The sequence below is a fragment of the Pseudomonas sp. TMW22089 genome, from assembly GCF_022496645.1.
Classification (GTDB): domain Bacteria; phylum Pseudomonadota; class Gammaproteobacteria; order Pseudomonadales; family Pseudomonadaceae; genus Aquipseudomonas; species Aquipseudomonas paraversuta.
This window is the reverse complement of record NZ_SCFG01000007.1, coordinates 67,343-81,415: the sequence shown is the minus strand read 5'-3', so window position 1 is coordinate 81,415 and position 14,073 is coordinate 67,343. Positions and strand designations below refer to the sequence as shown.

11 protein-coding genes are annotated in these 14,073 nt (G+C 56.1%); 1 reads left to right on the top strand and 10 read right to left on the bottom strand.

The annotated features are described in order from the left end of the window. Positions 1 to 137 precede the first annotated feature (137 nt). Positions 138 to 398: a hypothetical protein gene (locus tag EQV90_RS09355; protein ID WP_003446926.1), complete on the top strand. Its 261-nt coding sequence runs from the start codon at positions 138 to 140 to the stop codon at positions 396 to 398. Positions 399 to 582: 184 nt separating this feature from the next. On the opposite strand, the gene brnQ is transcribed toward EQV90_RS09355, so the two are convergent. The 10 genes from brnQ to sdhC all read right to left on the bottom strand — a co-directional run bounded on the left by brnQ (position 583) and on the right by sdhC (position 13,730). Further along, positions 583 to 1,896: a branched-chain amino acid transport system II carrier protein gene (brnQ, locus tag EQV90_RS09350; protein WP_003446924.1), complete on the bottom strand. Its 1,314-nt coding sequence runs from the start codon at positions 1,894 to 1,896 to the stop codon at positions 583 to 585. Positions 1,897 to 2,322: 426 nt separating this feature from the next. Then, positions 2,323 to 3,204 (bottom strand): succinate--CoA ligase subunit alpha, encoded by an 882-nt coding sequence (gene sucD / locus EQV90_RS09345; RefSeq protein ID WP_003446921.1) that lies wholly within the window; start codon positions 3,202 to 3,204, stop codon positions 2,323 to 2,325. Beyond that, complete coding sequence (gene sucC, locus EQV90_RS09340) at positions 3,204 to 4,370, bottom strand: ADP-forming succinate--CoA ligase subunit beta (RefSeq protein ID WP_003446919.1); 1,167 nt, start codon at positions 4,368 to 4,370, stop codon at positions 3,204 to 3,206. The genes sucD and sucC overlap by 1 nt, the downstream gene beginning before the upstream one ends. Before the next feature lie 226 nt (positions 4,371 to 4,596). After that, positions 4,597 to 6,033: a dihydrolipoyl dehydrogenase gene (gene lpdA / locus EQV90_RS09335; protein ID WP_003446917.1), complete on the bottom strand. Its 1,437-nt coding sequence runs from the start codon at positions 6,031 to 6,033 to the stop codon at positions 4,597 to 4,599. Between the two features lie 103 nt (positions 6,034 to 6,136). Further along, positions 6,137 to 7,354, bottom strand: a complete 1,218-nt coding sequence (gene odhB / locus EQV90_RS09330; RefSeq protein ID WP_003446915.1) for a 2-oxoglutarate dehydrogenase complex dihydrolipoyllysine-residue succinyltransferase — start codon at positions 7,352 to 7,354, stop codon at positions 6,137 to 6,139. 40 nt (positions 7,355 to 7,394) lie between these two features. Next, positions 7,395 to 10,226 (bottom strand): 2-oxoglutarate dehydrogenase E1 component, encoded by a 2,832-nt coding sequence (locus EQV90_RS09325; RefSeq protein WP_003446913.1) that lies wholly within the window; start codon positions 10,224 to 10,226, stop codon positions 7,395 to 7,397. Between the two features lie 260 nt (positions 10,227 to 10,486). Continuing rightward, positions 10,487 to 11,191, bottom strand: a complete 705-nt coding sequence (locus tag EQV90_RS09320) for a succinate dehydrogenase iron-sulfur subunit (RefSeq protein WP_003446911.1) — start codon at positions 11,189 to 11,191, stop codon at positions 10,487 to 10,489. A gap of 11 nt (positions 11,192 to 11,202) precedes the next feature. Then, complete coding sequence (gene sdhA / locus EQV90_RS09315) at positions 11,203 to 12,978, bottom strand: succinate dehydrogenase flavoprotein subunit (RefSeq protein ID WP_003446909.1); 1,776 nt, start codon at positions 12,976 to 12,978, stop codon at positions 11,203 to 11,205. Between the two features lie 3 nt (positions 12,979 to 12,981). Further along, entirely contained in the window at positions 12,982 to 13,350 is a 369-nt protein-coding gene (sdhD, locus tag EQV90_RS09310; protein WP_003446906.1) for a succinate dehydrogenase, hydrophobic membrane anchor protein, read from the bottom strand. Then, positions 13,344 to 13,730, bottom strand: coding sequence for a succinate dehydrogenase, cytochrome b556 subunit (gene sdhC / locus EQV90_RS09305; RefSeq protein ID WP_240878021.1), 387 nt, complete (start codon positions 13,728 to 13,730; stop codon positions 13,344 to 13,346). Before sdhC ends, sdhD begins: the two co-directional genes overlap by 7 nt. Positions 13,731 to 14,073 lie beyond the last annotated feature (343 nt).

Here is a 14,073-nt window from a genome sequence, read left to right as displayed (position 1 = left end):
TGTACTCTCAATGCCTCGCTTTTACCGCGCGCAGGCTGTGTTTAAGCCGTCGTTTATATATATGAACCGCCATGGAACTTAAGCGCACAGCACGTGCTCAAACGCCCAGTAGATCTACTCATAAGGAGAAACACCCCATGCGTAATACTTTCGCTGTTGCTTTGATGCTGGCTGCCACCCTCGGTCTCGCGGCCTGCGACAAGAAATCCGAAGATAAAGCCCAAGAGGCGGCTCAGCACACCGAGCAATCCCAGGAAAAAATGAACGAAGCCCAAGACAAAGTGAACGATGCAGCCAAAGAGAACGCTGAAGCGGCTAAAGCTCAGGCCGAGTCCAATGAAGCGGCTGCTAAAGAAGCTGCTCCGGCTGCACCTGTAGCAACTCCAGAAAGCAAGTAATCTGCTTTTGTGAGCGGCACCACAAAGCCTGCCTAGTGCAGGCTTTGTTGCATCTGGAGATCAACAAATCAAACCGGCAATGTTCAACTCAGGGTTTAAAAGTTCGACCATAAAAAAAGCCCTGCATCCATTGGATGCAGGGCTTTTTGATTGACTCAAAGCGCGCTTTTGGCGTGCCCGGTCATTACGCGATAGCTTCTTGACGCTTACCCAGCATACGGTCGCAAATCACTGCAGCCAGCAAGATCACCAGGCTCGGCACCAACCACGCCAGCCCCTGATTGCTGAATGGCATGTTGGCCAGCTGGGCAGGAATCCACTCACCCAGACCTGCGCCTTTCAGCGCATCGATAGTGCCGAAGATAAACGACACCAGCATCACCGGGCCAACAATCCGTGCCTGCGCATGCCACAAGCCTTTGCAGAAGCTCAAGGCCACAAGGACGATGCATGGCGGGTAGATTGCCGTCAGCAGCGGGATCGAGAAGGCGATCAACTTGGTCAGACCAAGGTTGGAGACGAACAGCGAGAATACGGCGAGGATAACCACCAGTGTCTTGTAGGACAGCGGCAGTATCTTGCTGAAGTATTCCGCGCAGGCGCAGGTCAGGCCAACGGCAGTAACCAGGCACGCCAGGGCAATCAATACGGCCAGGAAACCACTGCCCAGCGAACCGAAGGTGTGCTGAACATAGGCGTGCAGTACGGCTGCACCGTTGGTTGCACCGGCGGCCACTTCATGGCTGCCCGCACCCAGACGGAACAGGCTGACGTATACCAGCGCCAGACCGACACCGGCGATCAGGCCGGCAATGATTGCGTACCGGGTAATCAGTTTTGGCGATTCGACACCGCGGGAACGGATTGCGTTGACGATCACGATGCCGAACACCAGTGCGCCGAGGGTATCCATGGTCAGGTAGCCATTGATAAAGCCCTGGGAGAACGGTGCTGCCACGTATTCCGGGGTCGCAACGCCAATATCACCGGCAGGCAAGGCAAAGGCTGCAATGCCGAGGATCGCCAGGGCAATGATTTTCAGCGGCGCCAGGAAGCGGCCAACGGTATCCAGCAAGCGGCCCGGATACAACGACACGAAGAACACGATCAGGAAGTACACCGAGCTGTACAAAAACAGCGCCAGCGGGCTTTCACCGGTCAAAGGGGCCAGGCCGACCTCAAAGGATACGGTGGCTGTACGCGGGGTGGCGAACAGCGGACCGACAGCCAGGTAGCAAACAGCTGCAAGTATGCCGCCAGCCAGTTTGCCGATCGGGCTGCTCAGTGCATCCATGCCGCCGCCGACTTTAGCCAGCGCAATGACGGTAACCACCGGCAGGCCGACAGCAGTAATCAGGAAACCCAGTGCAGCCATCCAGACGTGAGGTCCGGACTGCAGGCCAACGATAGGTGGAAAAATGATATTGCCAGCCCCGACAAACAGGGCAAATGTCATAAACCCAAGTGCCAGAATGTCCTGGCCTTTCAAAACTTTCATTACGGAAATACCACACTACTGAATCGGAATTTAGAGGGGAATTTCCCGTGCGGATGTGGGAAATGCTGTCAGCCTGAATAAGGCCGACCCGTCTAGCGCGCGGCTTCCTTTTGGGATGCATACGCAGAAATGCAGAGTTGGCGGCAAGGTTACCGATTTTTTCCATGGCGCGCACTGTTACAGGGCGCACTGTCCGATGAACGAACGCAGTTGTCGCTTAAATGACATCGAAAAACGTTTTGATGTGATTTTCTTATTCGTAAATAGGATTTCTCCTAAAGTTATTATAACTATTGGAGCAAGTTTGCTCGCGCGCACCCGGCATCAAGCCAGCTTGCAGCACCACTCGCTGTTTAATTCCCCAAACGCACAAAGGCCACCCGAAGGTGGCCTTTGTCTGGTGTAACTATCAGTTAAGCGCGAGGCTTACTTGATTGCCCAGCCAGTCAGCTCGGACAGAGCCTTGCCGATGTCTGCCAGCGAACGCACGGTTTTAACGCCTGCGTCTTCCAGAGCAGCAAACTTCTCGTCTGCAGTACCCTTGCCGCCAGAGATGATTGCGCCAGCATGGCCCATGCGCTTGCCAGCAGGGGCAGTCACACCAGCGATGTAGGAAACAACCGGCTTGGTCACGTGTGCCTTGATGTAGGCAGCCGCTTCTTCTTCAGCCGAACCGCCGATCTCACCGATCATTACGATCGCTTCGGTCTTCGGGTCTTCCTGGAACAACTTCAGGATGTCGATGAAGTTGGAGCCCGGGATCGGGTCACCACCGATACCAACGCAAGTCGACTGACCGAAACCGGCGTCAGTAGTTTGCTTGACAGCTTCGTAAGTCAGGGTGCCGGAACGCGACACGATGCCTACTTTGCCTGGCAAGTGAATGTGACCTGGCATGATGCCGATCTTGCATTCGCCTGGAGTGATAACGCCAGGGCAGTTAGGGCCGATCAGGACTACGCCCAGTTCGTCGCACTTAACTTTAGCGTCAAGCATGTCCAGGGTAGGAATGCCTTCAGTGATGCAAACGATCAGCTTGATGCCGCCGAACGCTGCTTCAAGGATGGAGTCCTTGCAGAAAGGAGCCGGAACGTAGATCACGCTGGCGGTTGCGCCAGTGGCTGCTACAGCTTCTTTCACGGTGTTGAACACTGGCAGACCCAGGTGCTCGGTGCCGCCTTTACCAGGAGTTACGCCACCAACCATCTTGGTGCCGTATTCGATGGCTTGCTGGGTGTGGAAGCTACCTTGCGAACCGGTAATACCCTGGCAGATAACTTTGGTGTCTTTATTGATCAGGACGCTCATTACTTGCCCTCCGCAGCTTTAACAACTTGTTGAGCAGCGTCGGTCAAGCTGGTAGCAGCGATGATGTTCAAGCCGCTTTCTGCCAGTACTTTAGCGCCCAGTTCAGCGTTGTTGCCTTCAAGGCGAACAACCACCGGGATTTTCACGCCGACTTCTTTCACTGCACCGATGATGCCTTCGGCAATCATGTCGCAACGAACGATGCCGCCGAAGATGTTGACCAGTACTGCAGCGACATTGCTGTCGGACAGGATGATCTTGAACGCTTCAGTTACGCGTTCTTTGGTTGCGCCGCCACCAACGTCAAGGAAGTTGGCTGGCTTGCCGCCATGCAGGTTGACGATGTCCATGGTACCCATGGCCAGGCCAGCACCGTTGACCATGCAACCGATGTTGCCTTCCAGTGCCACGTAGTTCAGTTCGAACTTGGCAGCGTGCGCTTCGCGCGGATCGTCTTGCGACGGATCGTGGAAAGTTTTCAGCTTAGGCTGACGATACATGGCGTTGGCGTCGATGTTGATTTTCGCATCGAGGCAGTGCAGATCGCCGTCAGTCTTGATTACCAGCGGGTTCACTTCCAGCAGGGCCAGATCGTGATCCTTGAACAGCTTGGCCAGACCTACGAAGATCTTGGCGAACTGAGCAACTTGCTTGCCTTCCAGACCCAACTGGAATGCCAACTCGCGACCCTGGAATGGCTGTGCGCCAACCAGTGGATCGATAGTAGCTTTCAGAATTTTTTCTGGAGTGTCGTGAGCGATTTTCTCGATGTCCACGCCACCTTCGGTGGAAGCCATGAACACGATGCGGCGGCTCGAACGGTCAACGACAGCGCCCAGGTACAGCTCTTTAGCGATATCAGTGCACGATTCAACCAGGATCTTGGTGACCGGCTGACCATTGGCATCAGTCTGGTAAGTCACCAGACGCTTGCCCAACCACTGTTGTGCGAATGCTTTAGCGTCTTCTTTGCTGCGAACCAGCTTAACGCCGCCCGCTTTACCGCGACCACCTGCGTGAACCTGGGCTTTGACAACCCATTCAGTCCCGCCGATTTTATCGCAAGCTTCTGCGGCTGCTTCCGGGGTATCTACTGCATAACCCTTGGATACTGGCAGGCCGTATTCAGCGAACAGCTGCTTACCCTGATACTCGTGAAGATTCATGCTTTTTACCGTCTTCGTTAGGTACTGCGCATTCGGCGCTGCACTTGGATTAGTGCCGCACCACCTGTGACTGCTGCTTGTGCTGCCCGGACCAGCCCGACTCCCGCGTGGGCGAGGTCGGATCTGGCTCAAGCGACATAAGACTGCGTCCGGCGGAAGTTCCGCGGTGAGGCTTGCGTGCAAGGCTCACGACGGGCAAACCGCCGTGGTTTCTTATTGTCTGGTATTAACGTTTTTTGCGGTTGGCAATGTGGATGGCGCCGCCATTCACTGCCAGTGCTGCTTCGTGCAACGCTTCGGACAGGGTCGGATGGGAGAAAACCATCATGCCCAGGTCCTCGGCGCTGGTGCCGAATTCCATACCGATCGCGCCCTGCTGAACCAGTTCTGCAGCGCTCGGGCCAATCACGTGGACGCCCAGTACGCGGTCAGTTTTGGCATCAGCAATGACTTTGACAAAGCCACCGGTGTCGTTTGCTGCCATGGCACGGCCACTGGCTGCGAACGGGAAGGTGCCGACGTTAACTTCAACGCCTTCAGCTTTCAAGGCCTGTTCGGTTTTACCGACCCACGCGATCTCCGGGTGAGTGTAAATAACCGATGGAATCAGGTCGTAGTTCATCTCGGTCTTGTGACCCTTGATGCGCTCGACAACCATGATGCCTTCTTCAGAAGCCTTGTGTGCCAGCATCATGCCGCGAACCACGTCACCGATGGCGAATACGCCCGGAACGCTGGTGGCGCAATGATCGTCAACAAACACGAAACCGCGCTCGTCAATGGTCACACCGCTGTCAGCTGCCAGCAACTCGGTGGTCACCGGACGGCGACCAACGGCTACGATCAGCTTGTCGAAGGTGATGGTCTGTTCGCCGTTGGCGTCGGTGTAGGTCACAACGACTTCTTCGCCGTTAACCTTGGAACCGGTAACGCGAGCGCCCAGCTTGATGTCCAGACCTTGTTTGGTCAGGGTTTTGTAGGCTTCTTTGGACACGGCAGCGTCGGCAGCCATCAGGAACGTGTCCAGGGCTTCCAGAACAGTTACCTGAGCGCCCAGACGGGACCATACCGAACCCAGCTCCAGACCGATTACGCCAGCGCCGATAACGCCAAGACGCTTGGGTACGGACTGGAATTCCAGTGCGCCGGTGGAATCAACGATGATGTTGTTGTCTACCGGTGCCGGCGGAATGTCGATCGGACGCGAACCCGAAGCCAGAATCACGTTCTCGGCTTCGATGATTTCAACGCTGCCGTCCGGCTTGGTCAGTTCAACTTTCTTGCCGGCCAGCAGTTTGCCGTGGCCTTGCAGGGAAGTCACACCGTTGGCCTTGAACAAGGTAGCAACGCCGGAAGTCAGACCTTTAACGATGTTGGCCTTGCGGCCGATCATCGCTGCAACGTCCATCTTCACTTCACCGGTGGTGATGCCGTGGATGGCAAAAGCATCCTTGGCTTCGTGATACTTCCAGGTGCTGTCCAGCAGCGCCTTGGATGGAATGCAACCGACGTTCAGGCAAGTACCGCCCAGTGCCAGTTTGCCTTCCTTGTCGGTGTACTTTTCGATGCAAGCAGTCGAAAGACCCAGTTGCGCGGCCTTGATGGCGGCAACGTAGCCGCCGGGGCCCGCACCAATCACTACAACGTCAAATTTCTGTGTCATAAAAGGTTCCCTTTTAGCAACAAGCTACAAGCCGCAAGCTGCAAGTTTGAAGCCCGTCAGCTATTAAGCTTGAGGCTTGGCGCTTGCAGCTTGCCGCTGCTATTTAGATATCCAGCAGCAGACGCGCTGGATCTTCCAGCAGGTTTTTGATTGCTACCAGGAAACTTACAGCTTCTTTGCCATCGATCAAGCGGTGATCGTAGGACAGAGCCAAATACATCATCGGGCGGATTACAACCTGACCGTTGATTGCCATTGGACGCTGAAGGATGTTGTGCATGCCCAGGATTGCGGCTTGCGGCGGGTTAACGATCGGGGTCGACATCATCGAACCGAAAGTACCACCGTTGGTGATGGTGAAAGTACCACCGGTCATTTCGTCCATCGACAGCTTGCCGTCACGGGCTTTTTTACCGTAAGCGGCGATGCCGCCTTCGATTTCGGCCAGGCTCATCAGTTCGGCGTTACGCAGAACCGGTACCACCAGACCACGGTCGCTGGAAACAGCAACACCGATGTCGGCGTAGCCGTGGTAAACGATGTCGGAGCCGTCGATCGAAGCGTTAACAGCCGGGAAGCGTTTCAGCGCTTCGGTGGTTGCTTTCACGAAGAACGACATGAAGCCCAGGCGTACGCCGTTGTGGGACTTCTCGAACAGGTCCTTGTACTTCGAACGCAGTGCCATGACTTCAGTCATGTCCACTTCGTTGAAAGTAGTCAGCATCGCCATGTTCGATTGCGCTTCTACCAGGCGCTTGGCCACGGTAGCGCGAACGCGGGTCATCGGAACACGCTTCTCGACACGGTCGCCCGCAGCCAGAACAGGAGCAGCCGGTGCAGCAGCGGCTTTGGCCGGAGCAGCAGCCGGAGCGGCCTTCTTGGCAGCAACAGCAGCTACCACGTCTTCCTTGGTCACACGACCGCCTTTGCCAGTACCGGCAACGGAAGCGATGTTGATGCCGTTTTCTTCAGCGATCTTGCGAGCAGCCGGAGCTGCGACAGGATCATCTTCGCCTTCGCCGGCAGGAGCAGCAGCCTGAGCGGCAGGTGCAGCAGCAGCGGCTGGCGCGGCAGCAGCAGCGCCGCCTTCAACGATGGAGCCCAGGACTTCGTCGGACAGAACGGTGTCGCCTTCGTTCTTGACGATGGCGCCCAGAACGCCGTCAGCTGTAGCCAGTACTTCCAGCACAACCTTGTCAGTTTCGATGTCAACAATCAGGTCGTCGCGCTTTACAGCGTCGCCTGGTTGTTTGTGCCAGGTGGCAACGGTGCCATCGGCAACCGATTCCGGAAAAGTAGGGGCTTTAATCTCGATAGCCATGTTCGTGGTTCCTTAAATTCGGTTTCAGTGCGCGAAGGCGTTAAACAGTAAACGCGTCTTGCAACAGTTTTGCCTGTTGCTCGGCGTGCATCGATGCATAACCACAAGCAGGTGCAGCAGAAGCGTCACGGCCCGCGTACTCAAGTACGAGAGATTTATCGTGACCGCCAATGATGCGGCGCATGTGATGCTGGCTGCAGTACCAGGCACCCTGGTTCATCGGCTCTTCCTGACACCAGACAATGTGTTTGGCGTTTTTGTACGGAGCCAGGACTTCAATCAAGTCGTCCTCAGGGAACGGGTACAGCTGCTCAAGACGCACGATGGCGATGTCATCACGACCTTCGGCACGGCGTTTTTCCAACAGGTCGTAGTAGACCTTGCCGCTACACAGCACGATGCGACCGACTTTCGCCGGATCCTGTGCATCGATCTCCGGAATAACGGTCTGGAACGAACCTTCGGCCAGATCTTCCAGGGTCGAGACTGCCAATTTGTGACGCAGCAACGACTTGGGTGTCAGGACGATCAGCGGCTTGCGCAGCGGACGGATAACCTGACGGCGCAGCAGGTGGTAAATCTGCGCTGGAGTCGTTGGTACGCACACCTGAATGTTGTGCTCGGCACACAATTGCAGGTAACGCTCAAGACGTGCGGAGGAGTGCTCCGGGCCCTGACCTTCGTAACCGTGTGGCAGCAACATGGTCAGACCGCACAGACGGCCCCACTTGTGCTCACCGCTGGTGATGAACTGGTCAATTACAACCTGGGCGCCGTTGGCGAAATCGCCGAACTGGGCTTCCCAGATAACCAGAGCATCCGGCGTGGTGGTCGAATAACCGTATTCGAACGCCAGTACAGCCTCTTCAGACAGCAACGAGTCGTACAGGTCAAAACGTGGCTGACCCTGGTACAGGTGCTGCAGCGGGATGTAGGTGCCAGCATCTTTCTGGTTGTGCAACACGGCGTGACGGTGCGAGAACGTACCGCGGCCGATGTCCTGACCGGTCATGCGAATCGGGTGACCTTCGAACGCCAGGGTCGCGTATGCCATGGTTTCGGCATAACCCCAGTTGATCGGCAGGCCGCCGGCTTGCATTTTTTGACGATCTTCGTAGATCTTCGACACCTGACGCTGAACCACGAAGCCTTCTGGAATTTCCAGCAGCTTGGCCGACAGTTCTTGCAGGGTTTTCAGATCAAAACGCGTGTCGTGACGCGCAGTCCAGGCGTGGCCCAGGTACGGACGCCAGTCAACGAACAGCTCTTTGTTCGGCTCTTTGACCAGACTTTTCACAACATGCAGACCGTTGTCCAGCGCGTTGCGATATTCGTCGATCTTGGACTGAACGCGCTCTGCGTCAACCACGTTTTCCTGAGTCAGACGCTCGGCATACAGTTCACGGGTAGTGCGCTGCTTGGCGATCTGCTGATACATCAACGGCTGAGTGCCGTTTGGCTCGTCGGCCTCGTTGTGACCGCGACGGCGGTAGCAGAACAGGTCGATCACGACGTCACGCTTGAACTGCATGCGGTAGTCGATTGCCAGCTGGGTCACGAACAATACGGCTTCCGGATCATCACCATTTACATGGAGGATCGGCGCCTGAATCATTTTCGCGACGTCAGTGCAGTACTCGGTAGAGCGCGAGTCTTCAGGGTTGCTGATGGTGAAGCCAACCTGGTTGTTGATCACCAGGTGAACCGTACCGCCAGTCTTGAAGCCGCGGGTCTGCGACATCTGGAAGGTTTCCATGACCACGCCCTGACCTGCGAATGCAGCATCACCGTGGATGGAAATCGGCAGCACTTTTTCGCCGGTCTTGTCGTTACGACGATCCTGGCGTGCACGTACCGAACCTTCAACCACTGGAGAAACGATTTCCAGGTGGGAAGGGTTGAACGCCATCGCCAGGTGGACTTCGCCACCGGAGGTCATGACGTTGGAGGAGAAGCCCTGGTGGTATTTAACGTCACCGGAACCCAGCTCGATTTTCTTCTTGCCTTCAAACTCGTCGAACAGGTCGCGCGGGTTTTTACCGAAGGTGTTGACCAGAACGTTCAGACGGCCACGGTGGGCCATGCCGATAACGATTTCTTTGGTGCCGTAGTTGCCCGAACGCTGGATCAGCTCGTCCAGCAAAGGAATCAGGCTCTCGCCGCCTTCCAGGCCAAAACGCTTGGTGCCCGGGTACTTGGTGCCCAGGTACTTTTCCAGGCCTTCAGCAGCAGTCACGCGCTCAAGCAAATGGCCCTTGATCTCTGCCGAGTAGGTTGGACGGCCACGTACGCTTTCGAGGCGCTGTTCAAACCAGTGGCGCTGCTCGGAATCGACGATGTGCGTGAACTCGGCGCCAATGGTGCGGCAATATGTCTGCTGCAAAGCTTCGAGAATTTCGCGTAGGCTCGCTTCCTCTTTGCCGATATACAGGTCGCCGGCACGGAAGGTCGTATCAAGATCGGCATTGGTCAAGCCGTAATGATTGATCGACAGGTCTGCAGGTGCAGGACGCTGCCACAGCCCCAGCGGATCAAGCTGGGCTGCCTGGTGGCCGCGCATCCGATAGGCCTGGATCAATCGCAGCACTTCAACTTGCTTCTTCTCATGCTCACTGCTCACGCTCCCGGCAGAAACCGGTTGGGCGCGGCGCTGGTTCTTTGCCAGCAGCACGAAATGGTCGCGGATTGTAGAGTGCGAAACATCGTTGGCAGAGTTGCCGTCATTGGGCAACGTCTGAAAGTAGGTGCGCCATTCTTCTGGCACAGCGTTAGGGTCGTGCAGGTAGAGCTCATAGAGCTCTTCCACATAGGCAGCGTTACCACCTGAAAGATAGCCGCTGTTCCACATGCGCTGCATCACGCTTTCTTGCATGCTTGGTCACCCTCGGTTAGGGGACACCATCGACGAGAACACCAGAGCACGCTTGAGAAAGTCCGAATACAGCGACTAAAACAAGCCACTTAGGATCACGCTGATAGTCCGGGTACCAGCCCGGATGCCCCTGCTGGTCTCATTTCTTCAAAATAAGAGCCGCAGCTTTTTGAGCTGTTGCTCAGGTTAAAACTACGGCGCCGGTTGAAGCCTGCGCCGTAGCATCTACGGTTACAGCGATCCTGCAGTACAGCTTTGAATCACACGCCGCTCTGCAGCAGCATGCTACGCACGTGACCAATGGCCTTAGTCGGGTTCAGGCCCTTCGGACACACGTTTACGCAGTTCATGATCCCGCGGCAGCGGAATACGCTGAACGGGTCATCCAGTGAAGCCAGACGCTCGCTGGTCTTGGTGTCACGGCTGTCAGCCAGGAAACGGTAGGCTTGCAGCAGTGCAGCAGGGCCCAGGAACTTGTCCGGGTTCCACCAGAAGGACGGGCACGAAGTCGAGCAGCAAGCGCACAGGATGCACTCGTACAGACCGTCGAGTTTCTCGCGCTCTTCCGGAGACTGCAGACGCTCAATGGCCGGGGCCGGAGTATCGTTCTGCAGGAACGGCTTCACCTTCTCGTATTGCTTGTAGAAGATGCTCATATCGACGACCAGGTCACGGATAACCGGCAAACCTGGCAGAGGACGAACGATCAACTTGTTACCTTTTACGACAGCAGACAGCGGCGTAACGCAAGCCAGTGCGTTTTTGCCGTTGATGTTCATGCCGTCGGAGCCGCAAACGCCCTCACGGCACGAGCGACGATAGGAAAAACCTTCGTCCTGCTCTTTGATCAAGGCCAGCACGTCCAGCACCATCAGGTCTTTACCGTTGGTATTGACCTGGAATTCCTGCATGAACGGCGCGGCGTCTTGATCCGGGTTGTAGCGATAAACACTGACTTTCAACATATCGGCCACCCTTAGTAAGTCCGAATCATAGGTTCAAAGGTCGGAACGGTTTTCGGCGAGAAGTTCACCGCACGTTTGGCTACGCGCTTTTCACCCGGGAAGTACAGGGTGTGGCACAGCCAGTTAACGTCGTCACGATCTTCGAAATCTTCACGGGCGTGAGCACCGCGCGACTCTTTACGAACTTCAGCAGCGATTGCAGTCGCTTCAGCCACTTCGAGCAGGTTTTGCAGCTCAAGGGCTTCGATACGAGCAGTGTTGAACGCCTGGCTCTTATCGTTGATTTTCACGTTGGCAATACGCGCGCGCAGATCAGCCAGCTGGGCAATACCCTTCTGCATGTATTCGCCAGTACGGAATACACCGAAGTAGTTCTGCATGCAGCTTTGCAGTTCTTTACGCAGGGTAGCGACGTCTTCGCCGTCGGTACGCGAGTTCAGGCCATCCAGACGTGCCAGGGCAGCATCGATGTCGGACTGACGCGGACGGGCGTAATCAACGCCTTCTTTCAGGGTCTGCTCCAGGAACAGGCCGGCAGCACGACCGAACACCACCAGGTCGAGCAACGAGTTGCCGCCCAGACGGTTGGCACCGTGAACCGATACGCAAGCCACTTCACCCACTGCAAACAGGCCAGGGATGATCTGGTCGACGCCTTCAGCGTCCTGGGTAATAGCCTGACCATGAATGTTGGTGGCAACGCCGCCCATCATATAGTGGCAGGTAGGAACTACCGGGATCGGCGCTACGGCAGGATCGACGTGGGCGAAGGTCTTGGACAGCTCCATGATGCCTGGCAGACGGCTGTGCAGAACTTCTTCACCCAGGTGATCGAGTTTCAGCATTACGTGGTCGCCATCCGGACCGCAACCGTTGCCCGCGATGATTTCCTTAACCATCGAGCGTGCTACAACGTCACGACCTGCAAGGTCTTTGGCGTTCGGAGCATAACGCTCCATGAAACGCTCACCGTGCTTGTTGATCAGGTATCCACCTTCACCACGGCAACCTTCTGTAACCAGTACACCGGCGCCGGCAATGCCGGTCGGGTGGAACTGCCACATTTCGATGTCCTGTACCGGTACGCCTGCACGCAGCGCCATGCCGATACCGTCACCGGTGTTGATCAGGGCGTTGGTAGTAGAGGAGTAGATACGGCCTGCACCACCAGTGGCCAATACGGTCGCGTTAGCGCGGACGTAAGAGGTTTCACCAGTTTCGATGCAGATCACGATCATGCCTACAAAGGCACCATCTTCGTTCTTGACCAGATCGACACCGTAGTATTCGTTAAGGAATACAGTGCCGGCCTTCAGGTTGGCCTGGTACAGGGTGTGCAACAGCGCGTGACCGGTACGGTCGGCTGCAGCGCAGGTACGGGCAGCCTGGCCGCCTTTACCGAAGTCCTTGGACTGACCGCCGAAAGGACGCTGATAGATACGGCCCTGTTCGGTACGGGAGAACGGCAGACCCATGTGTTCCAGCTCGAAAACGGCTTCCGGGCCTACGGAACACATGTACTCGATAGCGTCCTGGTCACCGATATAGTCGGAGCCCTTGACGGTATCGTACATGTGCCAGCGCCAGTCATCGTTTGGATCCGCAGACGCGATCGCGCAGGTAATGCCACCCTGTGCCGATACGGTGTGGGAACGAGTCGGGAAAACCTTGGTGATTACGGCAGTCTTGTGACCGCCTTGCGCCAGCTGCAGAGCTGCGCGCATGCCTGCACCGCCGCCGCCAATGATAATGGCGTCGAACGAGAGTGTATTAACTGTGTTAGCCATGAATCAGATACCCCAAAGAATCTGCACACCCCAGACGAAGTAAGCGAACATTGCAACGCCGCAGACTGCCTGGAAGAGGAAACGTACTGCTGTCGCGGACTTGCCCAGTGCCATTGGCGTCAGGTAGTCGGTCGCGATGGTCCACATGCCTACCCAGGCGTGTGCGCCCAGTGCAACAAGGGCCAGCAGGCTGAAGATACGCATCCAGTTGCTTGCGAACAGCTCATGCCATTGGGCGTAGCCAATGCCAGGGTTCGCAACGAGGTATCCGATCAGGAAGATGAAATAAGCCGCTAGAACAACCGCAGACACACGCTGTGCCATCCAGTCATAGAGGCCCGAACGCGACAGGTTCGTAACGCTGGTTACCATATCCAAACTCCCGCCAGAACAATCATCACTACAGAAATGACGATTACGATTTTCGAGCCCAGTCGGCCGCCTTCAAGCGTCTCACCGATGCCCATGTCCATGATCAAGTGGCGCACACCGGCAACCAGGTGATACAGCAAGGCAGAGAGCAGGCCCCACGCAACGAATTTGGCCAGCGGGCTGGTCAAGCATGCCTTCACCTCGGCAAAACCTTCTTCGGAACCCAGGGATTTGCTCAATGCATAAAGCATGAAGCCCAGGCCGAAAAAAAGAATGATGCCCGATACACGGTGCAGAAATGACGTAACGCCGGTGATGGGGAGTTTGATGGTCCTTAGGTCTAGGTTTACAGGTCGTTGGCTATTCACGGCTTTTTTCACACTGAAGAGCCCCTAACAATCAGGGCAAGTTTGTTGGGATGTGCACTGGTCAGGTACCCACCACCCGGGAGTGACGACCCCCATCTAAACAGGCCCAAAAGCCCCTGGCGGTCGGCTGCCGAGTATAGACAGTTAGGTCACTAATGACAACGCAATCACCTTCCCCTAATAGCGCATTGCGCTTCGGGCATAAAAGGCGTAAACGGCAGGGATATTCGCTAAAAATCGCGGTTCAAAGCCTTGTACAGCAAGACTTTAGGCAAATTGACATTCGAATTTATCTCACTATAGTGGTGCGGGCCCTGCGTGGGGGGTCTGTCTGATGATTTCAAGCATAAATAGG